This is a genomic window from Micromonospora sp. NPDC002389 (assembly GCF_040296095.1).
Taxonomy (GTDB): Bacteria; Actinomycetota; Actinomycetes; order Mycobacteriales; family Micromonosporaceae; genus Micromonospora.
Genome location: NZ_JBEOWP010000014.1, coordinates 56,635 through 81,755 on the forward strand (window position 1 = coordinate 56,635; position 25,121 = coordinate 81,755).

Here is a 25,121-nt window from a genome sequence, read left to right on the forward strand (position 1 = left end):
ATGATCACCAGGCTTCTGGTCGCCAACCGGGGCGAGATCGCCCGCCGGATCATCGCCACCTGTCGGGTGCTCGGCGTCGAGACGGTCGCGGTGCACTCCGACGCGGACGCCGACGCGCCCTTCGTCGCGGAGGCCGACCGGGCGGTACGCCTGCCGGGGAACACGCCCGCCGAGACGTACCTGCGGATCGACCTGATCCTGGCGGCGGCCCGCCGGTCCGGCGCGGACGCCGTCCACCCGGGCTACGGCTTCCTCGCCGAGAACGCGGACGTCGCGGCGGCGGTGACCGACGCCGGGCTGACCTGGATCGGCCCTTCGGCGAAGGCGATCGCCGCGATGGGTGACAAGTTGGCTGCCAAGGCGCTGCTCGCCGAGGCGGGCGTGCCGATGCTGCCCACCTGGACCGATCCGGGCCAGGTCACCGACTTCCCGGTGCTGGTGAAGGCGTCCGCCGGTGGTGGCGGGCGCGGCATGCGCATCGTCCGGGACGCCGACGGTCTCGCCGAGGCGGTGGCGAGCGCGGGCCGCGAGGCGGCGTCGGCGTTCGGCGACGGCACGGTCTTCATCGAGCGGTACGTCGAGCGGGGCCGCCACGTCGAGGTGCAGATCGTCGGCGACCGGCACGGCAGCGTGCTGGCGCTCGGCGAGCGGGACTGTTCGATCCAGCGCCGGCATCAGAAGATCGTCGAGGAGGCTCCGGCGGTGCTCGCCCCGGAGCTGCGGGAACGGCTGCACGCGGCGGCGGTGGCCGCCGGCCGGGCCGTCGACTACGTCGGCGCGGGCACGGTGGAGTTCCTGCTCGCCCCGGACGGCGACTTCCACTTCCTGGAGATGAACACCCGTCTCCAGGTGGAGCATCCGGTGACCGAGGCGGTCACCGGACTGGACCTGGTCCGGCTGCAACTGCTGGTCGCCGAGGGCGAGCCGCTGCCGCTAACGGTGACGCCGCCGGTCGAGGGCCACGCGATCGAGGTGCGGCTCTGCGCCGAGGACCCGGCCCAGGATTTCCTGCCGGCCACCGGCACCCTGCACCGGTTCGCGGTCCCCGGGGTGGTCGGTGAGTTCGCGCCGACCCGGGGCCTGCGGCTCGACTCCGGGGTGCGGGACGGCTCGGCGGTGCAGGTGCACTACGACTCGATGCTGGCCAAGCTGGTCGCCTGGGCGCCCACCCGTGCCGAGGCCGCCCGTACGCTGGCCACCGCGCTGGCGCGGGCCGAGTTGCACGGCGTGACCACCAACCGGGACCTGTTGGTCCGGGTGCTGCGCAGCCGGGAGTTCGGCGCGCTGGAGGTGGACACCGGGTTCCTGGAACGCCATCCCGAGGTCTTCGCCCCGCTGCTGCCGCCCGACGAGGTACCGCTGGTCGCGCTCGCCGCCGCACTGGCCTCGGCGGCGGCCCGGCGTGCCGCCGCGCCGGTGCTGGCCGGGCTGCCCTCGGGGTGGCGCAACGTGCCCGCCTTCCCGCAGGTCGCCCAGTTCACCGGCCCGGACGGGGAGGTCGAGGTGCGCTACCGGCTGGACCGTGACGGTGCGCTCGCCGAGTGGTCCACGTCATCGGAGGCAGCCGCACCGGCGGTCACCCTGGTCGAGGCGAGCCCGGAGCGGGTGGTGCTCGACGTCGACGGGGTGCGCCGGGCGTACCGGGTGCACCTGGTCGGTGCGGCGGTCTTCGTGGACGGCCCGGACGGGGCGGCGAGCCTGACGGAGCTGCCGCGCTTCCCGGCGCCCGGCGCGGAGCTGGCCGCCGGGTCGCTGCTCGCCCCGCTGCCCGGGGCGGTGGCCCGGGTGCACGTGGAGGTCGGCCGACGGGTCGCCGCCGGTGACCTGCTGCTGACCCTGGAAGCGATGAAGTTGGAACACCCCGTGCTCGCCCCGACCGACGGCGTGGTCACCGAGCTGCCGGTTGCGGCCGGCGGCCAGGTCGACACGGGCGCGGTGCTGGCCGTGGTCACCCCCATCGAGGAGGCATCGTCATGAACGTCGACCTGAGCCCGGAGCAGGAGCAGCTCCGCGACGCGGTCCGGTCGCTGGGCCGGCGGTACGGCCACCGCTACTTCGTGGCGAAGGCCAAGGCCGGCGAGCACACCACCGAGCTGTGGCACGAGGCCGGCCGGCTCGGCTACCTCGGCGTCAACATCCCCACCGAGTACGGCGGCGGGGGCGGCGGCATCACCGACCTGGCCATCGTCTGCGAGGAGTTGGCCGCTGCCGGTTGCCCGTTGCTGCTGCTGGTGGTCTCCCCCGCCATCGCGGCCACCGTCATCGCCCGGCACGGCACCGAGGACCAGCGCAAACGCCACCTGCCCGGCCTGGCCGACGGCTCCCAGAAGATCGTCTTCGCGATCACCGAGCCGGAGGCCGGGTCGAACTTCCACCGCCTCGGCACCGTCGCCCGCCGCGACGGCGACGACTGGGTCCTCTCCGGTCGCAAGTGCTACATCTCGGGTGTCGACGAGGCCGGGCACGTCCTCGTGGTGGCCCGGGCCGGGGACGACACCGCCACGGACGGCGCGGGGCAGCGCCTGAAGCCGGCCCTGTTCATCGTGCCGACCGACGCGCCCGGGTTGACCTGGTCCAAGCTGGACATGGAGATCCTCTCCCCGGAGAACCAGTTCCTGCTCTATCTGGACGAGGTCCGGCTGCCCGCCGACGCGCTGGTCGGCGAGTCGCTCGACGCCGGACTGCCGGCGTTGTTCTCCGGGCTCAACCCGGAACGCATCACCGTCGCCGCGATGGGCGCCGGCACCGGCCGGTACGCCATCGAGCGCGCCTCGGAGTACACCGCCACCCGCAAGGTCTGGGGTGGACGCACGATCGGCACGCACCAGGGCGTGTCCCATCCCCTGGCGCACGCGGCCGTCCAGGTGGAGCTGGCCCGGTTGATGATCCAGAAGGCGGCGGCGCTCTACGATGCGGGCCGCGACCTGGAGGCCGGGATCTCCGCCAACATGGCCAAGTACGCCTCGGGCGAGGCCGCCGCGCTCGCGGTCGACACCGCCGTGCAGGCGCTCGGCGGTGCCGGCATGACCACCGAGTACGGCGTGGCCACGCTGCTCGGGGCGGTACGGGCCGGTCGCATAGCCCCGGTCAGTCGCGAGATGATCCTGAACTTCGTCGCCCAACACGTGCTCGGCCAGGACAAGTCGTACTGAGGCCGGCGGCGCGTGGGCGGCGCTCACCGGCAGGCGGCGTCCACCCGGTGCACCGGGCGTACCCGCCGGCCCAGCCCCTCCAGCAGCGAGTCCTCGACATGGAAGTCGTGGATCCACAGCCGGTAGCGGGGCAGCTCCTCCTCGGAGGGGCAGAGCACCTGTTCGCGTACGAAGTCGACGGGCACGTACCGGACGCCGCCCCGCTCCTGGAGGATCACCGTGTGCACGTCGTCGGTGGTCACCACGTGCCCCCGGATCTCCTCGGTGGCCTGGTCGGTGGCCCCGACGGTGGTCACGGTGAGCGGCAGCACCGGTGTGCTGATCACGGGCAGCGCCGCCCAGACCAGCACCACCAGCACGGCGGCCTGACTCAGTGGGGCGAAGGCCCGCAGCACCACCCGGGGCAGCGGCCCGGCGACGAAGAGCGCCAGCAGCGGCGGCACCACCAGCAGCACGATCGGCAGCGGTTCGGCCTGTTCCCACGCGTCGCGCAAGGTGGGGACGAGCAGCCACAGGTAGCCCGTGTACCCCGCCGTGATCATGAGGACGCGGACCACCGGACGCTCGTGCAGCCGGACCGGCGTGAGCCCGAACGCCGCCGCCAGGGTCGGCAACAGCAGCGGGAGGTACAGCAGCGGCCAGGTGACCAGGGCCATCAGGAAGCTCGCCGCGATGAACCAGCTCGGTGTGACGTCCATCCAGCGGGCGAAGAGCGAGCGGCGGGCGGTGGCTTCCCGGCTGGCCGCGAGCACCCCGCCGAGCGCGAACACCGCGACCAGCGCGGTGCAGAGCAGGCGGGCCGCCGTGGTGAGGAAGCCGGCCAGCATGTTGACCGGTCCCACGTTCGCCACCAGCAGCAGCGTGGTCTGCAACTCGCCGCCGGCCTCGACGCCGAGGCGGAGCACCGAGAAGACCGCCGGTACGCCGACCACCGCTGTCCAGAACGACTGGCTGGCCCGGGCCCGGCGCTCGGTCCGGTCCGCGTCGACGTCCATGCGCCCACTCGACTCGGCGGGACCGTCCGGCTCGGCCGGGTCGTCCGGCTCGGCGGAGCCGTCCACCGGCGGCCGGTCCGGGACGGAGGGCATCACCTGGTACGGCACCGGCCGGTCGGCGTCCGGGGCGTTGCCGGTGGTCGCCGCCGGTGTGCTCATCGCCCCGGCACCTTGTCGTCGAAGTCGACCAGTCGGGGCACGTCGAGCGGTTGTGGTTGCCGCTTCTCCGTCCGCAGCCACGGACCCAGCGTCCGGTTGTACGCGACCTGCCACGGGCTGATCTCCCCGTTGCGTCCCTGCCGGTAGCTCTTGTCGAGGAAGTACGCCACCAGGTCACGCAGCGCGGGGTCGCCGATGGGCACGCCGATGCCGAGCAGTTCGCTGGTGCCGAAGGGCATGTCCACGATCTCGAACTCGGTCGGATACCGGGCCACGAAGCCGGCGAGGATCGTCTCGTCCGAGCTGACCGCGTCGTACCGGCCGTCCAGGATGCCCTCGACGCAGTCGCCGACGTCCTTCACCACCACCGCGCGCACCTGGTGCTGTTCCAGCTCCGCCTCAGTGGTGGAGCCACCGCTGGTGCAGATCTGGAACTTCGGGTTCCGCAGGTCCTCGATGGTCCGGATGGTGTCCCGGTGCCGGCTCGGGACCAGCACCTCCTGCGTGGTCACCAGGTACGGCCCAGCGAAGCTGACCTCCTTCTTGCGCTCCTCGGTGATGGAGAAGCTGGACACCACCAGGTCGACCATGCCGCCCTGGAGGGCGGGGATGCGGTCCTCGGTGGAGACCGACACGAACTCGATCCGCTGGTCGCCCTCGAAGCCGAGCGAGGCGGCGACGTAGCGGGCGATCTCGACGTCGAAGCCGACGTGCCCACCGTCGCGTACGTCGCCCATCAGCGGCTCGTTGGTCGCCACTCCGATCCGCAGCACGTTCTGTTCCCAGATGTGGGACTCGCGGAGCTTTTCCTGCACCGAGGGAAGTTCCGGCTCCTGCTGGCTGTCACAGCCGGCCGCCGCGCCCAGGTACAGCGTCAGGGCGACCGCGAGGGTGGTGGCCACCGAGCGGAACCGGGTGGTGGAGAACCGACTGACCATGGATCACCTCGCTACCTTCCGAAGTTGTCATGACACCGAAAGTAGCGAGCGCCTGCCAGTCGACACCGCGGTGAAACGCACCGGGGTGCGGCGGGCATCCGACTGCCCGCCGCACCCCGGAGGGTGTGTCGCGACCTCAGCGCACCGTCAGCGCGCCGATCCCCGGCATCGGCACGACCACCGGCGGGAGTTGCTTGGGCGCACCGCGGCGCGGCGCACCCTTGGCCGCCAGGTCCTCCTTGGAGGTGTCGACCCGGACGGCTGCCGCCGACTCCGGCAGCTCCTCGAACGGCTGGATGTCGCCGTGGCAGACGGTGCCCCTCTTTGGCAGCGCCTGCCGCAGCAGGTACGCGTCGATGGCGCCGGTCGCGCAGGCCGACGTGCCGTACGCGGTGTGGCCCCAGTTGTCGCTGGACAGCAGTCGGCTGTTGGGCAACAGCTTGGCGGAGGCGACGGCACCGTGGTAGTTGGTCGCCGGATCCCAGTAGTTGCCGACGACCAGGACCGGGTTGACGGTCCGCCGGTTGAACGGGCCGGTGAAGCGGTCCTCGTCCCGCACCGTCCAGGTGTTTCGGGCACAGGGCGCGGTGATCCAGGTCCAGTACCGGCCGAAGTACGGATCGCGCTTGTCGGCCTTCGCGGCCCGGGCCGCCCAGGAGGCGGCGTCCTTCGGGTGGTTCGCGTCGGTGCAGTCCACCCCGAGGAAGGTCTCCAGCCCGTTCTCGTACGGGAAGTCGTAGGCGCGGACTTCCTCCCGCGCCCTCTCGGCCCGCTGGAGCAGCGAGGTGCGTGCCTGCCTACGGGCCGCGCCGGCCGCCGACGGGTCGGTCAGGACCAGCAGCTCCTCGGTGAGGTAGGCGACGTCCATGTAGCCGTACGGGCCGTACAGGGAGCCCGCGATGATGGCGACGAAGTCGGCGTAGGTGAAGGTGTACTCGCCCAGGTCCGGGTCCTCCAGCACCAGTGGCTTGGCCTTGAGCCGCTTCGCCACCAGCTCGAACAGGGCGGCCGGTTCACCGGAGGCCAACGGGCACGCGTCCACACCGGCGGTCTTGCAACGCTTGAGGATCTCGCGGAGCGCCAGGTACGCGCCCTGCGCACTGCGCATCCGGTCCTCCTGGCCCAGGTTGCCGGCGGCGCCGGCACCCAGCCACGCGGTCGGGTCCAGCACACCGTCGATCGCCACGGCGCGCACCCGGTCGGGGAACATGTTCGCGTAGTACTGCCCGAGCACGCTGCCGTAGCTGAAGCCCACGTAGGACAGCAACTTGTCGCCGACCGCCCGTCGCAGCACGTCCATGTCGCGGGCGACCTCGGCGGTCGACATCGCGCCGCTGAGCGGCTTGCCGGTGGTCGAACAGCCCTTGCCGATCCGGATGGCGGCGGCGACGTACGCCTTCTCCTCGGCCTTGGTGTACGGGAAGGCGACGTTCGCCCCCTCGTACGCCCGGGTCTGGTCCTTGACCGACCGGAAGCACCGGAGCTGCTCGCCGGCGCCCACCCCACGCGGGTCGACGCCGACGATGTCGAACCGGTCGAGCACCTCGTCACCGAAGACGTACGGCGCGGCGAGGGCGAAGCTGGTGCTCGAACCGCCCGGGCCGCCCGGGTTCACGAAGAGGCTGCCGATCTTGCGCTTCTGGTCCCGTGCCTTGACCCGCAGCACCGCGATCTCGGTCGTCTCGCCCTTCGGCTGGTCGTAGTCCAGCGGCAGGTCGACGGTGGCGCACTCGGCGTAGTCGTAGCACTTGTACCAGTCCAGCTTGGGCGTGGGCACGCGGTCGACCCGCAGCCGCTCCAGCGGACTGGTGCGGTGGGAGACCGTGGCGATGCCCCCGCCGATCGTGGTGGGCGCGGCGTTGGCGGGTACGACCGCCGCTCCGGCGAGGAGCGCGCCGACGAGCCCTGCGGCGGCGAGGTTCCGGATTGGTCGTGGCATGTGGACGCCTTCCGGTGGGATACGGGACACGTCGAGTCGGACTCGACCCCCGCCACTCTAGAGACGTCGAACGATGAATGCGGTCCGGCGAACAGCAACATGTCCGACAATGCAGGCGTCAAGGTCATGGTTCCCGCATCCCGTAAGCTGGAGTTATCAGGTGTTACGCAGGTGCTCGACCGGCTGCTGTTGACAGATCGGCAATCTCCGACATTCTGGACGCGTGAGACGCATCCCCGGACCTGACGCGCGCACCGTGGCAGTGGTCGCCGCACTCGGATCACTGTGGCTGCTGGTGGCACTGGCCGTCGAGCCACGGCAGGATCTGCTGGGGGTCGCGATGGCCCTGGGCTGCGTCCTGCTCGCCATCGTCACCGGGGTGGCGGTTACCGCCGCCCGGCAGGCCCGTCCGGCCGACCCGCCGCCGCCGACCCCACCGGTCCATCCGATGGCCCAGGCACCCGGCATCGACGCGGACACCCTGGAGACGTTGGGCGACCGGGAGGCCGTCCGGGCGATGCGCGACCGCTACCGCCGCGACGCGAGCCACTGACCTCGCTCAGCCGCCGCCCGTGAGAGTGGGGGACGCCAGCCCGTCCAGACCTCGCCCGGCCAGGCAGCGGTAGGTGGTGTCGGTCTGCGCGTCGGCCGGCGGCAGCACCTCCAGATTCCACCCGGTGGGCTTGTCGATGCCGCTGACCAGGCGGAACGTCTCCGTGTTGCAGATCTTGCGAACGGCCGGATCCGCCACGATCTCGTCGTGGTCGGCGTCGAGCAGCGTGCGGGGCAGCTCCCCCTCGGCGTAGCTCTCCCAGGTGTGCCGGGTATCGCAGGGCACCTGGCTGGCCTCGGCACGCTGGGCGCGTACCTGCACCGGGCCGAAACACTCCAACTCCTCCGCGCACCGGGCGCCCTCTGGCAGCGCCTCGGGCAGGGTGGCGCAGCCCGGACGGTGCACGCCGGTCGTGATCGGCCGGGTCGGACCGGTGGGCTGACCCGACGAAAGTCCTCCGGCGGCCCAGGCGCCCACACCCGCCGAGGCGGCCAGCGCGATCACGCCGGTGGCGCCCAGGAACCAGCGCCGCCCCCGGCCGCGCTCGGTGGAGGTGCCGGTGGCCCCGGCGTCGGGTGGCGTACCCGGGCCCCGGAAGCCGCCGTGGTGTCCGCCGCCGAGCAGGCCGATCGGCGGGCTCGGCGGGCCGGAACCCTCCAGTTGCAGGCCGACCAGCATGTCGTGCAACTGCACGACGGAGGGCCGCTCCGCCGGATCGTTGGCCATTCCGGCGCGGAGCACGTCGACCAGCTCCTCCGGGATGCCGGGGATGCCGGGGATCGGCTGATGGAACATCTCCAGCACGGTGACCAGGCTCGGGTTGCGTTCGGTCTGCCAGCGTGGCGGCCGGCCGTGCATCACCGCGTAGAGCGTGGCGCAGAGCGCGTAGACGTCCACCGCCGGTGAGGGCGGGCTGTGGCTGAACATCTCCGGCGGGGCGTACGCCGGGGTGAGCACCTCCAGGGCGACCGTGGCATCGCGCATCTCGGCGACCACGGCCAGCCCGAAGTCGGCCAGCACCGCGGTGTTGAAGTGCGAATAGAGGATGTTGGCCGGCTTGACGTCGCGGTGCAGCACCCCGGCCGCGTGCGAGTGGGCGAGCGCGTCAGCGATCTTGATGCCGAGGTCCCGCGCCTCGGCGGCGCCCAGCGGCGAGGTACGCATCCGTTCGGCGTACGAACCGTCGCAGAGCTCCATGATCAGGTAGGGGTGCTGGTCGATGGTGACCCCCACGTCGAACAGGTCGACCACGTGCGGGTGCGACGACATCCGACCGGCCGCCCGTGCCTCGCGCAGGAAGCGGGCCTGGTCCCGGTCGCTGGCCAGGGTGCGGTTCTCGACCTTGACCGCGACCTCGCGGTCCACCGAGATCTGGGTGGCCCGGTAGACGGTCGCGTAGCCTCCCCGGGCAAAGACCTGCAAATCAGTCAGACCAGGCACGATGGGCGTCGGCAGGGCGCCGGGCGGGGTGTCGGTCACGGTTCCGAAAATACCCAACTGGACCGGCGGCTCAGTGAACCGCATCGGCGGGCGACCGCTCCGGCGAGGTTTCCGCACTGCGCCGGGAGTCCCACCAGAGGCCGGCGGCGGTGGCCAGAGCGCCCACGCCCTCCCATGCCGCCACGCCGAAGAACCGGCCAGGCGCCACGTCGGCCAGCACCGCGAGGGTGAACACGGTGAACGTGACCAACCGGAACACCACGGTGAAGCGGTAGAACGCCCGCCACTCGGTGGCGGTGGCGAGCAGGTAGTAGACCCCCATGTTGAACGAGGCCATCGACGAGGCGGTCACGAACACGCCCGTGTAGTCGCCGGGCGCCCGGGTGGCCGGGATCTCGAAGCCGAGCATCCCGAGCATCGCCTCCGGCCAGAGCAGCCCGACCGCGCCCATCACCAGCGCCAACACGCCGAATACCGCGATCGTCCAGCCGGCGACCGAGCGCGGCAGCCTCATCTGAGCCCTCCCCCTTGACGGCACGACCGCCCATGTTGACCGCCGCGTGCACCGTGCACGGTAGCGGTCGGTCCCGACAGACGACATCACCGGAACCGACAGAACCGGCCGGACCGCACCATGTCGACAGGCCGTTGGCTCGGCTCAGCGCGCGTCTCGCAACCGGGTGTACAGCGCCTCGGCGTCGGCGCGCTCGCTGCGCTGCTCGGTGGCGTACGACAGGCGGACCGCCTCCTCGGCGCTGGTCAACGCCTCCGCCGGACGGCCGCAGGCGGCCAGCGCCTCGGCGCGCACCCGGGCGGCGACCACCTGGCTGCGGACGTCCTCGGCCGGTGTGTCCGCCGCCCGGCGGGCCCAGTCCAACGCCTGCTCGCACTGCCCGTGTGCGAGCAGCGCCGCGGCGTAACGCGCCATCGACTGCCGACGGGAGAACAGCAGCGACGGCGAGGTGGCGGCGGCGGTGGCCACCGGGGCGAGCAGTCCGACCGCGGTGCCGGAGTCGCCGGCCGCCAGCCGGGCCGTCGCCAGCAGCACCCGGGGCCCCACCTGTGCGGGCGCCTGTGGGTTGTGCGGCTCCACACTGGTCAGCACCGTCCGCGCGTACCGTTCGGCGCCGTCCACGTCGCCCATGTCCAGCGCCACGAAGCCGCGCAGCGTGCCGGCCATGCCGGTGAGCAGCGGATGAGCCGTCCGGCCGGCGTACTCCAGCGCGTCGGTGAGCAGGTCGGCGGCGTGTTCCGGCTCGCCCAGGCCACGCGCCACCACACCCCGGACGACGAGCGCGAAACCCTGCCCCCACTCGTCGGAGGCGGCGGCGAACTCGCGGTACGCCCGCCGGGCCTCCCGGTCCGCGTCCAGCAGCTCGCCCAGCTCCGCGTTGGCGTACGCGTCGACCGCCCGCAGCGTGCCCACCGCCCACGCCTCGCCGACCCGTTCGCCGAACGGCAGGAAGATCCGGGCCAGCCGACGCGCCTCGCTCAGCCGACCGGCGAGCAGCCGGGCGAAGGCGGTGGTGCCCCGCAGCCACGCCCGCCCATACGGGTCCTTGAGCTCGGCGAAGAGTCGGGCGGCCCGGCCGAGCACCGCGTCCGTACCCGCGAAGTCGCCCCGGGTGGTGGTCACCCAGGCCAGGTTCTGCAACGACCACGCCTGACCTCGACGGTCCTGCACCGCCAGGCTGACCTGGTACGCGGCGGCCAACCGGCTGCTCGCCTCGCCAAGTCGGCCGGCCAGGAAGTCGGCCATGCCCAGCCGACGCATCGCCGACGCCCGCAGGCTCGGCAGGTCCGCGTCGGAGGCCACCTGCAACGCCTCCCGCCAGCAGGTCTCGGCCCGCCGCAGGTCACCCATCGCCTGCTGGGCCTGCCCGGCGAGCAGCAGCGCGCTGACCCGGGTGGTCGCCTGGTCCCCGGCGTTGGCGGCGATCTTCTCGGCCGACGCCAGCGCGTCGGCCACCCGGCCGACCTGGAGCAGCGCCCGCGCGTGCACCACCCGGTCGGAAGCCGGTACGCCGTCGACGCGAGCCAGTTCGGCGGCGCGTTCGGCGTACTCGACGGCGAGGGCCGGCTCGCCCTCGTGCAGGGCGCGTCGGGTGGCCCGGCCGAGCGCGGCGACGCCCAGCGGGGCGACCGCCCGGGCCGGCGCGTCCGGACGCAACGTGACCGCGTCGGCCAACGCGGTGGCCCGCTCGACGTGCTGCGCCACGAAGTCGTCCCGGACCGCCTCGGTGAAGCCGCTCGGACCGGCCGTGGTGCCGGTCGCGGCCAGGTCGGGGCCGCCCAGACCGCTGCTGACGCTGGCCGCCGGGCTCGCCCACCGGGCCAGCGCGGCGTGCCGCTCGGCCAGCTCCGCCTTGCTGATCCCGGCGTACGCGGCCTCCCGCATCAGCGGGGTGGCGAAGGCGTACCCGGTGCGGGTGCGGTGCAGCATGCGGCGTTGCAGCAGCTCCTCCACGGCCCGGTCCAGTTCCAGCGCGGCCACTGCGGCCGGTCGGCCATCGCGTCCGGCCCGCTGCTCGCGCAGCGCCTGCAACGCACCGTCGGGCACCGTGTCCCCGACCACCGCGGCGTCCCGCAGCACCGAACGGGCCTCGGCGGGCAGCGCGTCGATCCGGGCCGCGAGCACGGCCGCGAGGTCCCGGGAGAGCAGTCGGCTGCCGAGCGAGCCGGGTGCCAGCCGCCAGTCGTCGCGCGCCCCGGCGGTCAGCGCGCCGCGCTCCATCAGCAGGGTGACCAGCTCGGCCAGATAGAACGGGTTGCCCTGGGCGGTGGCGAGCAGCCGGTCGGCGTCGGCCTGCGTCAGTCGCCCGCCACCGAGGTAGCTGGTGAGCAGGCGGGACGCGTCGGCGCCGCGCAGCGGCGGCAACGGCTGCACCTCGGCGTCCGCGACCCGGGCCAGCGTGCCTGCGGTACGCACCAGCTCGGGCCGCCCGAGCAGCAGCACCAGGACCGGCCCGTCGAGCCGGGACAGGGTGACCTCCAGCGCGCCGATGGTCTCCGCGGTGGCGTCGTGCAGGTCGTCCACCACCACCATCAGCGGCGCCTCCTCGGCCAGCGCGCTGAGCAGGTCGGCCACCGCGTTGGGCACCGCCTCGGCGTCGGGTGGCGGTTGGGTGCCGGTCCACTCGCTCTGGTCGGTGTGGGCGGCGGCGGGCAGTTCGGCGTACCCGAGCAGGGCCAGCAACTGGTCGACGGCGACCGGGGCGGGCGCGGTGCGGGAGCGGCTGAGGCGCTGCCCGAGTCGGCGCAGCCGCTCCTCGACGGCCGCCCGGGTGACCGCGGTGGCCGTGTCGTTGGGCAGGCCGGTGGCGGCGCGTACCAGATCGGCCAGGGGTGCCAGCCGACGGCGCTCGCCGAACGCGGCGCAGCGTACCGAGAGGACCCGGGCGCCGGTGTGCGCCGCGTACCGTCCGGCGCCCACGTCGTAGCCGGCGGCCAGGCGCTCCACCTCGGCGGCGAACCGGGACTTGCCGATGCCCGCCTCGGCGGTCATCAGCAGCACCCGGGGCTCGCCCCGGTCGATCACCTCGGCCAGCCGGCCGGCGACCCGGCCGATCTCGGTCTCCCGGCCCACGAAGGGCGCCTCGTCGCCGAGGCCGGAGCGGGTGCCCGGCGCGTCCAGCAGACCGAGCAGCTCGTACGCCTCGACCGGCTCGCGCTTGCCCTTGAGCCGCAACGGTCGCAGCGCCCGCCAACTGGCGACGTGCCGGGTGGCCGCCGCAGTCCGCGCCCCGGCGTAGACCGCGCCGACGGCGGCGGCGTCGGCCAGTCGCGCGGCGGTGTTCACGGTGTCGCCGATGACGGTGTACTCGATGGCGGCCTGGATGCCGGCGATCACGTCACCGGTGTTCAGGCCGACCCGCAGCCCCAGCGGCGCGCCGCCGCCGCGCTCGTCGTCGAGCACCCGGCGGACCGCCCGCTGCATGGACAGGGCGGCCCGGACGGCGCGTTCGGCGTCGTCCTCGTGCGCGACCGGAGCGCCGAAGACCGCCATGATCCCGTCACCGGTGAGCTTGTCGACGTGCCCGCCGAAGGTCTTCACCGCACCGGCGAGGGCGGCCAGCACCCGGTCGGTGACCGCGCCGACGCGTTCCGGGTCGAGGTCCTCGGACCAGGAGGTGAAGTCGGAGAGGTCGCCGAAGAGCACGGTGACCACCCGACGCTCGGCGGCGGGCAGGGTGGCGGCGGCCGGCAGCGCGGCGCCGCAGTTGTGGCAGAACCGGGCGCCGGGCACCGCGACGGTTCCGCACACCGGGCAGGTCACGGTCGGTCCAACCTCGCGGCGTCACCTTCGGATTCCCGGCCCAGGTATTCGAGTTGGGCGCGCACGGACCACTCCGCCGCCCACCACAGCGACCGGTCCACGTCGGCGTACACCACGGCGACCACCTCGGCCGGGGTCCGTGCCCCGCCGTCGCGCGCCGCCCGGACCTGGTCCAGCCGGGCCCGCCGGTGGGCCAGGTAGAAGTCGGCGGCGGCACCGCAGTCGGCCAGTGCCGGCCCGTGGCCCGGCAACGCCGGAATCCCCCGGTACGTCGCGAGCAGTTCCAGGCTGGCCAGGTAGTCACCGAGGTGGCCGTCCGGGTGGGCGACCACGGTGGTGCCCCGTCCCAGGATGGTGTCGCCGGTCAGCACCACCTGCCGCCCGCCGTGCTCGACCAGGAAACAGACCGAGTCGGCGGTGTGCCCGGGGGTGGGTACGAGCCGGATGTCCAGCCCGTGCCCGTCCACGTCACCGGCGGCGTCGAGCGCCGGTCCGCCGATGCTGTGCGCCGGGTCGGCGGCGCGTACCGGTGCCCCGCCGAGCAGGTCACGCAGGCGCGGCGAGCCCTCGGTGTGGTCCGGATGCCCGTGGGTGATCAGCACCAGGCCGACCGGTCCCCACTCCGCGATCGCGGCCAGGTGTGCCTCGTCGGCCGGTCCCGGATCGACCACCACCCCGAACTCCGCGCCCGGTGCGCGCAGCAGCCAGGTGTTGGTGCCGTCCAGCGTCATCGGCCCCGGGTTGGGTGCCCGCAGCAGCGTCACCCATTCCGGCAGCTCGCTGGCGAGGGCGGTCACCGCCCCCGTCACATGCCCTCCCATGGCTGCGATCGTACGACCCCGGGGACGCACCTCCGCGATCTTGCGGTTCCGCTCCCCGATTCGCCCTCGTTAGGGGCCTTCGTCCGGGCGGAACCGCAAGATCACGGTGGCGTCGGGTCAGGCGACCTCGACGATGACCTCGACCTCGACCGGGGCGTCGAGCGGCAGCTCGGCCACGCCGACGGCCGACCGGGCGTGCCGACCGGCCTCGCCGAACACCGCGCCGAACAGGTCGGACGCGCCGTTGATGACACCGGGCTGACCGGTGAAGCCGGGCGCGCTCGCCACGAAACCGGTCAACTTGACGATCTTGACGACGTTCTCCAGGCCGACCAGCGAGTCGATCGCGGCGAGTGCGTTGAGGGCGCACCGCTCGGCGAGCTGCTTGGCCTGGTCGGCGGAGACACCGGCGCCGACCTTGCCGGTGGCCAGCAGCTTGCCCTCGGCCATCGGGAGCTGCCCGGAGACGTACACGTGCTGGCCGGACTGCACCGCCGGGACGTAGCTCGCCACCGGCGGCACCACCTCCGGCAGCTCCAGCCCGAGTTCCGCCAACTTTGCGTGCGGTCCGTTGCTCACGGCCTCACGCCTTCGGGCGCTTGAGGTAGGCGACGAGCTGCTCCGGGTTCGGCCCGGGTACGACGGAGACCAGTTCCCAGCCGTCCTCACCCCAGTTGTCGAGGATCTGCTTGGTCGCGTGGACCAGCAGCGGGACCGTGGCGTATTCCCACTTCTGCATCGGTGGAGAGCTCCCTCGGTGGCATGGACACTTCGGGGCACAGCCTACGGTCCGCCGGCCGGTCAGGACGCGGGACGCTGCTCCGAGGTCGGCCACTGCTCTGCGGCGGGACGCTGCTCGGGGGCGATCGACACGTCCCCGCAGAGGCCCTTGTGGTCGTACGGCTGGGGGCACCGGCTGCGGTCGGGCAGCAGCAGGTCGCAGAAGACCTGGTGCCGGTTGTTCTGGTCGTCGGCGGTCGACACCTCGGTCTCCCCGGCGTCCAGCTCGGGCAGAAAGTTCAGCGAGGTCGCCACCCGGGCGGCCAGCGCGGTCGCGGCGGCCAGGTCGGCCACCCGGACGGGCAGGTGGATGACGTAGCCGGGAACCTCGTCGTCCCGCCCGCCGGCCGGCTCGACCATGCCGACCGGGTCGGCGGTACGCCGGTACGACCGCTCGTTGACCGGCAGCCGGCCGGCGGATTCGCCGCCGGCCGTCCGGCTGCCCCGCCGGCCCCCGGCGGAGAACTGGGCTCGGGGGGTGTTGTCGATGTCGCGCATGCACTGCCTCCGGGCGTCGTACCTGGTCACGGCGCCGCCGGCCGGTCCGGCACCGCTGCGGCCAGCCCAGTCAGGGCGTGCCGGAGCGACGGTAGGGCCGCCGTGGCGGTCCCATCAACAGGACGCGCACGCCCATCGGCCTTTCGTCACATTTGCGACACCTCACCAGCAGGAAACTGATCGCGCCGCCCGCACAGGTGACACCGGGACCCCCGCACCCCACCGATGGACCGTTACCCTTCCCGTCTGGACGGGCGCCCGGCCCGGCCGCCCCATCCCACGCCCGTCGCCGTCGCGCGGCGGTGCGCCGCACCCGGGGGTACGCGATGACCCAGCCACCCGCCGGCGGCCCGACCGGCCCCACCGACCCGCTGTCGGCCGGCCCACCGGTCGCCCCCTCCTCGCCGGCCGGTCCGGGACCGGCTGCGGCGTCGCCCGGCGGCTATCCGCCGTACCCGCCGCCGACCGCGCCGTCCCGCAGACGGGGTGGTGCCCTGGTGGCCTCGATCGCCCTGGCCGTGGTGCTGCTGCTCTGTGCCGGCGGCGGTGTGGTGGCGTTCCTGACCGTGCGCAACGCCGAGTCCGGCGAGGGCGCCCAGGATCCGTCGGTCGCGGTCGACGACTTCCTCACCGCGGTCTACCAGGAGCGGGACGCGGCCAAGGCGGCCCGGCTGGTCTGCACCGGCGCACGCGACCAGGACAAGATCCGGGCGAAGGTCGCCGAGGTCGAGCAGTACGTGGCGGCCCACCAGAGCCCCCGGTTCCGCTGGGACACCCCGAAGGTGGACAACGAGACCGGGGACCGGGCCACCGTGACCACCACCGTGACGGTGACCACCGCCGACGAGAAGATCGCCGACCAGGACCTGCGCTTCACGGTGATCCGGAAGAGCGGCTGGTGGGTCTGCGAGGTCGCCTGAGCCGGCCGGCTGGATAGGCTCGGCCGGTGGGAGCAGCGCAGCGCCCGGCCGACCGGGCCGGTACGGAGTGGCCCGCCCGCCTGCACGTGGTGACCGGCAAGGGCGGCACGGGCAAGACCAGCGTGGCCGCCGCCCTGGCCCTGGCCCTGGCCGCCGGTGGACGGCGCACGCTGCTGGTCGAGGTGGAGGGGCGTCAGGGCATCGCCCAGCTCTTCGGCACCGACCCGCTGCCATATGCGGAGCGACACCTGGCCGACGCGGCGGACGGCGGCGAGGTGTGGGCACTCGCGGTGGACGCCGAGGAGGCGCTGCTGGAGTACCTGGACATGTTCTACAAGCTGGGCGCCGCCGGGCGGGCGCTACGCAAGCTCGGCGCGATCGACTTCGCCACCACCATCGCCCCCGGCCTGCGCGACGTGCTGCTCACCGGCAAGGTCAAGGAGGCCACCACCCGCCGGGTCGAGCAACGGCGGGTGTACGACGCGGTGGTGCTGGACGCGCCGCCGACCGGCCGGATCGCCCGCTTCCTGAACGTGACCGCGGAGACCGCCCGGCTGGCCAAGGTCGGCCCGATCAAGACCCAGAGCGAGGGGGTCTCGGTGCTGCTGCGGTCGCCGATGACCGCGGTGCACGTGGTGACGCTGTTGGAGGAGATGCCGGTCCAGGAGACCGTCGACGCCATCGCCGAGCTGGCCTCGCTCGGGTTCGGGGTGGGCCGGGTGATCGTCAACGGGACCCGGCCGCCGTTGCCGGCGGGACGCATGGTCACCGAGGCGGAGCTTGCGCGGGGGCTGCGCGCCGCCGGGTTGCCCGCCGACCGGCGGACCATCTCCGGGCTGCGCGACGAGGCACGAGACCAGGCCGTCCGCCGGGAGCTGGAGGACTCGCTCCGCGCCGACCTGGCGGAACTCGACGTGCCCCTGGTGGAGCTGCCGCTGCTGCCCGACGGGGTGGACCGCGACGGCCTGGACGTGCTCGCCGCCGCCCTGGTGCGGGGCGATTGACTCACACCTGACCTCGGCCCGCCGCGCGGACCGGGTCGGGCCGATACGCTCGATTGGTGCCTTCCGACAACGCCGCGCCGCCGCTGGACGTCGACCGGATCCTGGCCGATCCCGGCGTACGGATCGTGGTCTGCTGCGGTGCGGGCGGGGTGGGTAAGACGACCACGGCCGCCGCGCTCGCGCTCCGTGCGGCCGAGCGACACGGTCGCCGTACGGTGGTGCTCACCATCGACCCGGCTCGGCGGCTGGCACAGTCGCTCGGCCTGACCGAGCTGGACAACACGCCCCGGCAGGTCAAGGGGATCGACGTCGAGGACAGCGGCGGCGAGTTGCACGCCATGATGCTCGACATGAAGCGCACCTTCGACGACGTGGTGCTCGCACACACCGACCCGACGAAGGCGTCCGAGATCTTCGCCAACCCCTTCTACCAGGCGATGAGTTCCACCTTTGCCGGTACGCAGGAGTACATGGCGATGGAGAAGCTGGGCCAGTTGCACGCGCGCGGCGACTGGGACCTGATCGTGGTGGACACGCCGCCGTCGCGGTCGGCGCTGGACTTCCTGGACGCGCCGGCACGGCTGTCCCGGTTCCTCGACGGGCGGATGCTGCGCCTGCTGCTGGCCCCGGCACGGACCGGCGGGCGCAGCATGTTCAGCCTCGTCACCGCCTCGTTCGGGATGTTCTCCCGGGTGGTCCAGAAGATCCTCGGCGCGCAGTTGCTGACGGACCTGTCCGGCTTCGTGGCCGCGCTCGACTCGATGTTCGGCGGGTTCCGGCAGCGGGCGGAGCAGACGTACCGCATCCTCCAGGCGAGTGAGACGGCATTCCTGCTGGTCGCGGCCCCGGAGCCGGACGCGGTCCGGGAGGCCGCCTACTTCGCCGGGCGGCTGCGGCAGGAGAACATGCCGCTGGCCGGTCTGGTGCTCAACCGGGTGCACCGTCCGGCCGACACCGGGTTGGACGCGTCGGCCAGCCGGGCCGCCGCCGACCGGCTGGCCTCGACCGGGGGCCACGAGGGCGTCGTCGAGGTGTTGCGCGCCCACGCGGCCCTGGCCGAGCAGGCGGTACGCGAGCAGCGGGTGGCCGCGCGGTTCACCGAGGCGTTCCCGCAGGTGCCGGCCGTCTCGGTGACGGCACAGCCCGCCGACGTGCACGACGTCGACGGGCTGCGGACGATCGGGGCGGCGATCAGCCGCTCCTGACCGCGCCGGTCAGGTGGTGGCGAGAATCTTGTCCTTGCCGGCCTTGTCCTTGGCGTTCTTCTTCATCGCCGCCTCGAACATCTTGCGCCAGCTCGTCACCTGCGGGTGCCGGCGCAGCAACGCCCGGCGTTCGCGTTCGGTCATGCCACCCCAGACGCCGAACTCGATCCGGTTGTCCAGCGCGTCGGCCAGGCACTCGTAGCGGACTGGGCAACTCCGGCAGATCCGTTTGGCCACGTTCTGTTCGGCGCCCTGTACGAACAACGCGTCCGGGTCCCCGTTCTGACACGCCGCCAACGACGGCCAGTCAGTGATCATGCCCATCTGTACTCGTCCCCCCTTGCAGTACTACCGACGCCGTCGCGGGCCAGCAGGCAATTCCCCCCGGTCATCCGGCACGCCTTACCCCAAGGCGGCACAGACGACATGTGGCGCTGTCGCCGCAACCATCATGCTCTGTAGTCACCCGATTACGCAACGTTGTCGGCTAAATCCATCATTCCGGACACTCCCGGCTTCTCGGGCTCGGGACCCCCGCTTACCCGGCCGGAGTCCGCGAAAACGCTGCGCGCCACCCCTCACCCGGAGGAAACTCGGCACGGATCACAGGCAACCAGATCGCCGGTGCCACGCGTCTAGCACAACGAGGACGGCGCGCGCAGGAAATGGGGAAAGATGCCCAAGCGCCCCTCGTTACCTGTTCGCGTACCCTGTCGAGGTGACCTGGATGCGGAAACGTGACCACAACATCCTGACCAACGCCGCATCGCTGCTCATCTGTGGGTTGTTGGCCGGCGTAGTGGTCGCCGCAGCGGCATTCCCCGCAGTGGCGATGTCTGGCCTGGCCGCCAAGGCCGGCGCGGAGACCTTCGGCGCACTGCCGAAGGAGCTGACGGTGTCCCGCGCCCCCCAGATCAGCTACCTGCTGGCGGCCGACAAGAAGACACCACTGGCCACGATGTACGACGAGAACCGGCGCGACATCACGTTCGACGACATCGGCGAGAACATGCGCAACGCGATCATCGCGGCCGAGGACCACGACTTCTACAACCACAACGGAGTCGACCTCAACGGCGTCGCCCGCGCCTTCGTCAACAACAGCTCCGCCAACAACGACCGGCAGGGTGCCTCGACGCTGACCATGCAGTACGTCCGGATGGGCATCGCGTACTCGGCGACGCACCCGGCCGACGTGGTCGCCGCGACGGAGGACACCAGCGCCCGCAAACTGCGCGAGATGAACTACGCGTTGCAGATCGAGAAGACGCTCAGCAAGGACGAGATCCTGACGAGCTACCTCAACCTCGCCGCGTTCGGCAACGGCGCGTACGGCGTCTACGCCGCCAGCCAGGTCTACTTCAACAAGCCGCCGAAGGACCTGACGGTCGACGAGGCCGCCATGCTGGCCGGTCTGGTCAAGGCGCCGACCTCGTTCGACCCGACCACCAAGAGCGGCTACCCGCAGGCGGTCGCACGGCGCGACTACGTGATCGACAACATGGTCAAGACCGGCGCCGTCAGCCAGGAGGACGCCGACAAGGCCAAGGCCGTCAAGCTGGTGGTCAAGGGCAAGCGGGCGCCGAACGGCTGCGTCGCTACCAAGAAGAACGCCTGGGGCTTCTTCTGCGACTACTTCTACCGCTGGTGGATGTCGCAGGAGACGTTCGGCTCGACCACGTACGACCGGGAGCGGCTCCTCAAGAGCGGCGGCTACACGATCGTCACCACGCTCGACACGCAGGCCCAGGACGGCGCCGACAAGGCGGTCCGCAAGGCCAAGTCGGTGAAGTCCAAGGAAGCCGCGATGATCGCGGTGGTCGAGCCCGGCACCGGCCGGGTCCGGGCCCTCTCGGTGAACCGCAACTTCAAGCTGGACAACCCGAACAAGCCCAAGAACCTGCCGCACAGCGAGAAGAAGCAACGCGACAACGGCAAGCGCGGCAACTATCCGAACACGGTCAACCCGCTGCTGACCGGCGGTGACGGGATCACCGGCTACCAGGCCGGCTCGGTCTTCAAGCTCTACACGATCGTGGCCGCCCTGGAGAAGGGCATCCCGCTCGACTACACCATCAACGCCCCGCAGCAGTTCAAGTCCGAGTACATCATCGCCCGTGGCAGCCCGGCCGCCTGCGAGGGCACGCACTTCTACTGCCCGACGAACTCGAACAAACAGCCCGGCGGCGTGAAGAACATGTGGAGCGCCTTCTCCGCCTCGACCAACACGTACTTCGTCCCGCTGCAACAGCAGGTGGGCGCGGCGAACGTGGTGGACGTGGCCAAGCGCCTGGGCATCGAGTTCCGGGAGCGCGAGGACGCGGATCTCGCTCGCACCAAGGAGTCGGCGAACCAGTGGGGCGCCTTCACCCTGGGCGTCTCGCAGGTCACCCCGCTGGAGTTGGCCAACTCCTACGCCACGCTGGCCGCCGACGGCAAGTACTGCGAGCCGATCCCGGTGCAGGAGATCCGCGATCTGGACGGCAACAAGCTGGACGTAGCGAACCCGCGCTGCGAGAAGCGGTTCAGCACGGACGTGGCCCGGGCGGCCGTGGACGCGGCCCGCTGCCCGGTCGGCGACAACTCCCCCACCACCAAGTGTGGTGGCACCCGGACGTCGCCGCAGACCAAGGCCCTCGTCAACGCGCCGGTGGCCGGCAAGTCCGGCACCACCGACGGCGAGAAGACCGCCTCCCTGGTCGCCATGACCAAGCAGTACGCGGTCGCCGGTATCATGGCCGACCCGGACTGGCCGCAGACCAACGTCAAGATGAAGCACAACGCGGCGGACGGCATCAACCCGCCGGTCAACGAGACGCTGCGGGACGCCATGAAGGGCAAGAAGAGGATCAACTTCGACCCGCCGGGCCGGAAGTTGTCCGAGGGCGAGCAGCGCACCATCCCCGGCGTGAAGTGCACCTCCATCGACCAGGCCAGGTCCCGCGTCTCCGGTGCCGGATTCCAGGCGATCGTCTCCAGCGCCCGGGTCACCTCGGAATGCCCGGCCGGCACCGCCGCCGGCACCAGCCCCGAGGGCCGCACCATCAAGAACGGCATCGTGACGATCCTGGTCAGCTCCGGTGGTGGTGGCAGCGACGCCGGCAACGGCGGACCGGGCGGACCGGGCGGACCGCCGAGCAACCCGGGTCGGCCGCCGGACCGACCGGGCGGCTGACCGCCGGCCGAACCGAACCGCACGTGAACGGGCGGGCACCCCTGGAGAGGGATGCCCGCCCGTTCTGTCTGGTCGGCGTGGTCGGCGGCCCGGCGCCGGGCGCGTACCCGTCGGTGCAGGGTCAGAGGCCGAGCTGTCGGCGTACCTCGGCGGCGACCCGACCGCCCTCGGCCTGGCCGGCCACCGCAGCCTGGGCCGCCTTCATGGCCGGGCCCATCTGCGCCTTGCCGGTGAACCCGCCTGCGGCGAGCGCCCCCGTGACCAGCTCGGTCAGCTCGGCGTCGGAGAGCTGCTTCGGCAGGTAACGCTCCAGCACCTCGCCCTCGGCGGTCTCCTTGGCAGCCTGCTCGGCGCGACCCGCGTCGGCGAAGGCGGTGGCGGCCTCGCGGCGCTTCTTGGCCTCCTTGGTCAGCACACCCAGCACCTCGTCGTCGCTGAGCTCACGCTTGGCCTTGCCGGAGACCTCGGCCGTGCCGACGGCGGCCAGGGCCATCCGCAGGGTGGAGGTGGTCAGCTCGTCGCGGGCCTTGAGGGCGGCGCGCATGTCGGCGGTGAGGCGGTCCTTCAGCGTGCTCATGGTCGCCCAAACTACCCTGATCGGCATGCGAAAGCGCACACTATTCCGGCTCGCGACCGCCACCGTCGCGACGGGCGCCGCCGCCCTGGCGTACGCGTCCCTCGTCGAGCGCAACATGTTCACCCTCCGGCGCTTCGACGTCCCGGTGCTGCCGACCGGCACCGAGCCGCTGCGCGTCCTGCACCTCTCCGACCTGCACATGACCCCCAACCAGGTACGCAAGCAGAACTGGGTGGCCTCGCTGGCCGCCCTCGACCCCGACCTGGTCGTGGTCACCGGCGACAACATGGCTCACCCGGGGGCGGTGCCGGGCGTCCTGCGGGCGCTGCAGCCGCTGCTCGACTACCCGGGCGCCTTCGTCTTCGGCTCCAACGACTACACCGGCCCGGTGCTGAAGAACCCGTTCAGCTACTTCCTGCCCGACCGGGAGTACACCGAGGGCGTCGAGCTGCCCTACGAGGAACTGCGCGACGTCTTCACCGGGGCCGGCTGGACCGACCTGAACAACCGACGGGTCACGCTCAAGGCCGGCGGACGGGCGATCGACATGGCCGGTGTGGACGACCCGCACATCGAACGCGACGACTACCCCTCCGTGGCCGGCCCGGTCTCCGCCTCGGCGGACCTCTCCATCGCCCTGACCCACTCCCCCGAACCGGCGCTGCTCGACGAGATGGCCGCCGACGGCTTCGGGTTGCTGCTCGCCGGTCACACCCACGGCGGCCAGGTGTGCGTGCCGGGAGTGGGCGCGCTGGTGACCAACTGCGGGCTGCCCCGGTCGATGGCCAAGGGCCTGCACCGCTGGCCCGGCTCCGACTCCTGGCTGCACGTCTCCGCCGGTCTCGGCACCCACCCGACCGCCCCGGTCCGGTTCGCCTGCCCGCCCGAGGCCAGCCTGCTCACCCTGATCCCCCGCTGAACTCCCGCCCCGGGGGTACCGAGTTTGACCCCCGGGGCGGGTGGGCTAGTATTTGTCCGCACGCCTCGGGGTGTGGCGCAGCTTGGTAGCGCGCTTCGTTCGGGACGAAGAGGTCGTCGGTTCGAATCCGGCCACCCCGACAGATGTGAGGCCCTGACCGGCATTCTCGCCGTTCAGGGCCTCACTCTTGTGAGCGGCGGGTCCGGCGCGTACCGTCGCCCGCCAGCCCACCGGTCGGATAGTGGTGCACATCATTCGGCCGAACGGTCCGCGCGCCGCCGGAGCCACGTCGACCGCGCGTCCCATCCCCCGAGAACGGTGATGGTGCACTACAGTCCGAGGACACCCGAAAGGCCGCCTGACCTCACGCGACACGGCCGCCAGCACAATCGGGGCACCTCGTTTCGAACACAAATACCTACGCGCAAAGTCGCTGAGATCAGTTCAATGTTTGCTGGTTCGGGAATCCTCCACTCAACCCAGGATAAACCAGACAGGCAATAATTCCCGCGGTCGACCCTTTTTCCTCCACCACTGAGCGTGTTACCGTACTCACGCAACAACGGCCGTAGATGGGTTGGGGGCCCCGGCTGATAATTCTCAATGGGGGGAACAGTGCGTTGTCCAAGCTCGGCGCGCTCCGAGTTGACCCCGCAGATGCTTGTTTACGATGATTTCGACCAACGCGGCCAGGCGCGCTGGATGTCCTATGTGATGCATTTTCACCGCGTGGACTACCGCTCCCCGGTCATCAATACGGATCGTCTCGGTTTTCGCCTTTCGCACGGCGCGGACGACCATGCGTCGGCGGGCGGGAAGCCGGCCGACGGTCCGATCCGGCTGTTGGCCGGCAGTTCCATGGCGATGGGCATCGGAGCCACCTGCGATCAGGCGACGCTCGCCTCGCGACTGTGGACCACCCATGCACCGGCACTGCCCTGGTTGAACTTCGCGGGCCGCAGCCATTCCTCCGCCCAGGAGCTGCTGCTCTTCCTCTTCTATCGGCACCTGCTGCCGCCGGTGGAGGAGATCGTCATCGTGTCCGGGCTCAACAACCTGGCCCTGGCGCGCCTGCCCGCCGCCCAGCGCGGCGACGACGGCGCGTTCTTCAACTGTGGCGACTTCTTCGGCCAGATGGACAAGCTCAAGTCCCAGTACCGGACGCATCCCTTCGGCTCCGGCGCCTCGCCGACCGGCGGCGACGAACCGGTTCGCCCGCTGGAGGTCCGCATCGCGGACGCGGCTGCGCTGACCGTGCGGCATCTGGAGTCGTGGCAGCAGCTCGCGGCCGCCACCGACACCAGGATCACGTTCGTGCTCCAGCCGCTGGCCACCTGGGTACGCGAGACGGCCGCACCGCAGGAGAAGCGGCTCTTCGACGAGCTGGACAAGATCTCGAACTTCTGGGAACTGTTCGGTGACATCGCCACCAGGGATTCGGCGCGCAGATATGCGGAGCTGCTGCAACTGGGTTGCGAAAAGATCGACGTCAGGTTCCTGGACATCAATCCCCTCCTCGCGACCAGCGTCAAGGACGACAGCTGGCTGTTTGTCAACCGAGCCCACATGACCGACCACGGGTTAGACCTGGTGGCCCGGATGTTGGCCGAACAGTTGAATTTCTCGTCCTAGGGCCGACGCCGGCCCGTCTCAGGTGAGGGCAAAAGAATGAACGTGGTGCGCAGGATTCTTAACAAGATCTTCGGCCGCAAGAAGAAGCCGAAGAACGACGCCTCGATCTACCCGATGTTCTAGCTTCCCGAGACGACG

Annotated in this window: 21 protein-coding genes and 1 tRNA gene; 10 read left to right on the plus strand and 12 right to left on the minus strand. The window is 71.8% G+C overall.

Going from position 1 to position 25,121, the window contains the following annotated elements:
* Both ABT008_RS24080 and ABT008_RS24085 read left to right on the plus strand, forming a co-directional pair.
* Positions 1–1,977 (plus strand): ATP-binding protein, encoded by a 1,977-nt coding sequence (locus tag ABT008_RS24080; RefSeq protein WP_350698647.1) that lies wholly within the window; start codon positions 1–3, stop codon positions 1,975–1,977.
* Positions 1,974–3,152: an acyl-CoA dehydrogenase family protein gene (locus tag ABT008_RS24085; protein ID WP_350698649.1), complete on the plus strand. Its 1,179-nt coding sequence runs from the start codon at positions 1,974–1,976 to the stop codon at positions 3,150–3,152. Before ABT008_RS24080 ends, ABT008_RS24085 begins: the two co-directional genes overlap by 4 nt.
* A gap of 23 nt (positions 3,153–3,175) precedes the next feature.
* Here ABT008_RS24085 and ABT008_RS24090 read toward each other — a convergent pair whose 3' ends face one another.
* From ABT008_RS24090 to ABT008_RS24100, 3 genes are all read right to left on the minus strand, one after another.
* Positions 3,176–4,306, minus strand: coding sequence for a hypothetical protein (locus ABT008_RS24090; protein WP_350698651.1), 1,131 nt, complete (start codon positions 4,304–4,306; stop codon positions 3,176–3,178).
* Entirely contained in the window at positions 4,303–5,244 is a 942-nt protein-coding gene (locus ABT008_RS24095) for a transporter substrate-binding domain-containing protein (protein ID WP_350698653.1), read from the minus strand. The genes ABT008_RS24090 and ABT008_RS24095 overlap by 4 nt, the downstream gene beginning before the upstream one ends.
* Before the next feature lie 136 nt (positions 5,245–5,380).
* Positions 5,381–7,183 (minus strand): alpha/beta hydrolase, encoded by a 1,803-nt coding sequence (locus ABT008_RS24100; RefSeq protein ID WP_350698654.1) that lies wholly within the window; start codon positions 7,181–7,183, stop codon positions 5,381–5,383.
* A 223-nt stretch (positions 7,184–7,406) separates the two neighbouring features.
* Here ABT008_RS24100 and ABT008_RS24105 point away from each other — a divergent pair, with 223 nt between their 5' ends.
* The gene (locus tag ABT008_RS24105; RefSeq protein WP_350698656.1) at positions 7,407–7,736 is read left to right on the plus strand and encodes a hypothetical protein; all 330 of its coding nucleotides are present in this window, start codon (positions 7,407–7,409) and stop codon (positions 7,734–7,736) included.
* Between the two features lie 6 nt (positions 7,737–7,742).
* On the opposite strand, the gene ABT008_RS24110 is transcribed toward ABT008_RS24105, so the two are convergent.
* The 7 genes from ABT008_RS24110 to ABT008_RS24140 all read right to left on the minus strand — a co-directional run bounded on the left by ABT008_RS24110 (position 7,743) and on the right by ABT008_RS24140 (position 15,551).
* Positions 7,743–9,215 carry a serine/threonine-protein kinase gene (locus ABT008_RS24110; protein WP_350698657.1) on the minus strand — a complete coding sequence of 491 codons (1,473 nt, stop codon included), beginning with the start codon at positions 9,213–9,215 and terminating at the stop codon, positions 7,743–7,745.
* Positions 9,216–9,246: 31 nt separating this feature from the next.
* Positions 9,247–9,690 (minus strand): hypothetical protein, encoded by a 444-nt coding sequence (locus tag ABT008_RS24115; protein WP_350698659.1) that lies wholly within the window; start codon positions 9,688–9,690, stop codon positions 9,247–9,249.
* Positions 9,691–9,834: 144 nt separating this feature from the next.
* Positions 9,835–13,452 carry an adenylate/guanylate cyclase domain-containing protein gene (locus ABT008_RS24120; RefSeq protein ID WP_350698661.1) on the minus strand — a complete coding sequence of 1,206 codons (3,618 nt, stop codon included), beginning with the start codon at positions 13,450–13,452 and terminating at the stop codon, positions 9,835–9,837.
* Positions 13,449–14,273, minus strand: a complete 825-nt coding sequence (locus ABT008_RS24125; protein WP_350698662.1) for an MBL fold metallo-hydrolase — start codon at positions 14,271–14,273, stop codon at positions 13,449–13,451. Before ABT008_RS24125 ends, ABT008_RS24120 begins: the two co-directional genes overlap by 4 nt.
* A gap of 117 nt (positions 14,274–14,390) precedes the next feature.
* Positions 14,391–14,852 carry a RidA family protein gene (locus ABT008_RS24130; protein ID WP_350698663.1) on the minus strand — a complete coding sequence of 154 codons (462 nt, stop codon included), beginning with the start codon at positions 14,850–14,852 and terminating at the stop codon, positions 14,391–14,393.
* 4 nt (positions 14,853–14,856) lie between these two features.
* Entirely contained in the window at positions 14,857–15,012 is a 156-nt protein-coding gene (gene sp36 / locus ABT008_RS24135; protein WP_013736319.1) for a Sp36 family protein, read from the minus strand.
* A gap of 62 nt (positions 15,013–15,074) precedes the next feature.
* Complete coding sequence (locus ABT008_RS24140; protein WP_350698664.1) at positions 15,075–15,551, minus strand: hypothetical protein; 477 nt, start codon at positions 15,549–15,551, stop codon at positions 15,075–15,077.
* Between the two features lie 326 nt (positions 15,552–15,877).
* Between ABT008_RS24140 and ABT008_RS24145 the strand changes: the two genes are divergently transcribed.
* From ABT008_RS24145 to bagB, 3 genes are read left to right on the plus strand one after another with little or no spacing between them, the layout of a single operon-like run.
* Complete coding sequence (locus ABT008_RS24145) at positions 15,878–16,471, plus strand: Rv0361 family membrane protein (protein ID WP_350698666.1); 594 nt, start codon at positions 15,878–15,880, stop codon at positions 16,469–16,471.
* A 26-nt stretch (positions 16,472–16,497) separates the two neighbouring features.
* Positions 16,498–17,475, plus strand: coding sequence for an ATPase BagA (bagA, locus tag ABT008_RS24150; RefSeq protein WP_350698668.1), 978 nt, complete (start codon positions 16,498–16,500; stop codon positions 17,473–17,475).
* A gap of 53 nt (positions 17,476–17,528) precedes the next feature.
* Positions 17,529–18,680, plus strand: coding sequence for an ArsA family ATPase (gene bagB, locus ABT008_RS24155; protein ID WP_350698670.1), 1,152 nt, complete (start codon positions 17,529–17,531; stop codon positions 18,678–18,680).
* Between the two features lie 9 nt (positions 18,681–18,689).
* Here the strand turns inward: bagB and ABT008_RS24160 are convergent, their stop codons facing one another.
* Positions 18,690–19,004: a WhiB family transcriptional regulator gene (locus tag ABT008_RS24160; protein WP_350698672.1), complete on the minus strand. Its 315-nt coding sequence runs from the start codon at positions 19,002–19,004 to the stop codon at positions 18,690–18,692.
* Between the two features lie 403 nt (positions 19,005–19,407).
* Between ABT008_RS24160 and ABT008_RS24165 the strand changes: the two genes are divergently transcribed.
* Positions 19,408–21,855 (plus strand): transglycosylase domain-containing protein, encoded by a 2,448-nt coding sequence (locus ABT008_RS24165; protein WP_350698674.1) that lies wholly within the window; start codon positions 19,408–19,410, stop codon positions 21,853–21,855.
* A gap of 121 nt (positions 21,856–21,976) precedes the next feature.
* Here ABT008_RS24165 and ABT008_RS24170 read toward each other — a convergent pair whose 3' ends face one another.
* Entirely contained in the window at positions 21,977–22,432 is a 456-nt protein-coding gene (locus ABT008_RS24170) for a GatB/YqeY domain-containing protein (protein ID WP_350698676.1), read from the minus strand.
* Between the two features lie 25 nt (positions 22,433–22,457).
* On the opposite strand from ABT008_RS24170, the gene ABT008_RS24175 reads away from it, so the two are divergent.
* From ABT008_RS24175 to ABT008_RS24185, 3 genes are all read left to right on the plus strand, one after another.
* Positions 22,458–23,351 carry a metallophosphoesterase gene (locus ABT008_RS24175; protein WP_350698677.1) on the plus strand — a complete coding sequence of 298 codons (894 nt, stop codon included), beginning with the start codon at positions 22,458–22,460 and terminating at the stop codon, positions 23,349–23,351.
* A gap of 66 nt (positions 23,352–23,417) precedes the next feature.
* A tRNA-Pro gene (locus ABT008_RS24180) sits at positions 23,418–23,491 on the plus strand.
* 505 nt (positions 23,492–23,996) lie between these two features.
* Positions 23,997–24,983 carry an SGNH/GDSL hydrolase family protein gene (locus tag ABT008_RS24185; protein ID WP_350698679.1) on the plus strand — a complete coding sequence of 329 codons (987 nt, stop codon included), beginning with the start codon at positions 23,997–23,999 and terminating at the stop codon, positions 24,981–24,983.
* Positions 24,984–25,121: the final 138 nt, after the last annotated feature.

What these genes read in the sequence shown, in the direction of transcription:
- ABT008_RS24160 (WP_350698672.1), bottom strand. Translation starts at nt 19,004, where the DNA reads ATGGGCATGATCACTGACTGGCCGTCGTTGGCGGCGTGTCAGAACGGG.
- ABT008_RS24165 (WP_350698674.1), top strand. Translation starts at nt 19,408, where the DNA reads ATGCGGAAACGTGACCACAACATCCTGACCAACGCCGCATCGCTGCTC.
- ABT008_RS24170 (WP_350698676.1), bottom strand. Translation starts at nt 22,432, where the DNA reads ATGAGCACGCTGAAGGACCGCCTCACCGCCGACATGCGCGCCGCCCTC.
- ABT008_RS24140 (WP_350698664.1), bottom strand. Translation starts at nt 15,551, where the DNA reads ATGCGCGACATCGACAACACCCCCCGAGCCCAGTTCTCCGCCGGGGGC.
- ABT008_RS24145 (WP_350698666.1), top strand. Translation starts at nt 15,878, where the DNA reads ATGACCCAGCCACCCGCCGGCGGCCCGACCGGCCCCACCGACCCGCTG.
- sp36 (WP_013736319.1), bottom strand. Translation starts at nt 15,012, where the DNA reads ATGCAGAAGTGGGAATACGCCACGGTCCCGCTGCTGGTCCACGCGACC.
- ABT008_RS24090 (WP_350698651.1), bottom strand. Translation starts at nt 4,306, where the DNA reads ATGAGCACACCGGCGGCGACCACCGGCAACGCCCCGGACGCCGACCGG.
- ABT008_RS24175 (WP_350698677.1), top strand. Translation starts at nt 22,458, where the DNA reads ATGCGAAAGCGCACACTATTCCGGCTCGCGACCGCCACCGTCGCGACG.
- ABT008_RS24115 (WP_350698659.1), bottom strand. Translation starts at nt 9,690, where the DNA reads ATGAGGCTGCCGCGCTCGGTCGCCGGCTGGACGATCGCGGTATTCGGC.
- ABT008_RS24080 (WP_350698647.1), top strand. Translation starts at nt 1, where the DNA reads ATGATCACCAGGCTTCTGGTCGCCAACCGGGGCGAGATCGCCCGCCGG.
- ABT008_RS24085 (WP_350698649.1), top strand. Translation starts at nt 1,974, where the DNA reads ATGAACGTCGACCTGAGCCCGGAGCAGGAGCAGCTCCGCGACGCGGTC.
- ABT008_RS24095 (WP_350698653.1), bottom strand. Translation starts at nt 5,244, where the DNA reads ATGGTCAGTCGGTTCTCCACCACCCGGTTCCGCTCGGTGGCCACCACC.
- ABT008_RS24125 (WP_350698662.1), bottom strand. Translation starts at nt 14,273, where the DNA reads ATGGGAGGGCATGTGACGGGGGCGGTGACCGCCCTCGCCAGCGAGCTG.
- ABT008_RS24100 (WP_350698654.1), bottom strand. Translation starts at nt 7,183, where the DNA reads ATGCCACGACCAATCCGGAACCTCGCCGCCGCAGGGCTCGTCGGCGCG.